Source organism: Oceanobacillus sp. CFH 90083, from assembly GCF_009389585.1.
Taxonomy (GTDB): Bacteria; Bacillota; Bacilli; order Bacillales; family Amphibacillaceae; genus Oceanobacillus.
The window spans coordinates 1-517 of record NZ_VIYG01000047.1; the positions used below are offsets into that span (position 1 = coordinate 1).

Below are 517 nucleotides of genomic sequence, written 5' to 3' on the forward strand. Positions count from 1 at the left end.
AAGTTAAAGTACCACTACAAAAACAGAATCGAGGTATCCTTATGTTTAAATATTATAACGTAAATCAAGTCGTTTTACCATTAGATTTTGAAATGAAATTACAAGAAAATGATATTGCTTATACGGTCCATGAGTTTATTGAACAGATTCCAGAAGAAGCTTTCACAGGTTTTATCCGTCAAACAGGCTGTCCTGCCTATCATCCACGAATGATGATGAAGATTATTCTATGTGCTTATACCCCATCCGTGTTTTCTGGCAGAAAAATCGAAGCATTACTAAAAGATAGCGTACGCATGATGTGGCTTGCGCAAGGATATGAGCCAAGTTACCGTACCATCAACCGTTTTCGCGTGAATCCAGAAGTAAACGAACTATTGCGTCAGTGCTTTGTCCAATTTCGTTGTCAGCTGGTGGAAAAAGAGTTGATCGATGCAGAAGCTATCTTTATCGATGGAACCAAAATCGAAGCCAATGCCAATAAATTCACCTTTGTCTGGCGAAAATCCATCGAGCG

Annotated in this window: 1 protein-coding gene; it reads left to right on the top strand. The window is 38.9% G+C overall.

The window, feature by feature from the left end; translation table 11 throughout:
- Nucleotides 1–41: 41 nt before the first annotated feature.
- Nucleotides 42–517: transposase (locus FLK20_RS21415; protein ID WP_194165721.1), on the top strand; the 476-nt coding region annotated here is incomplete at its 3' end.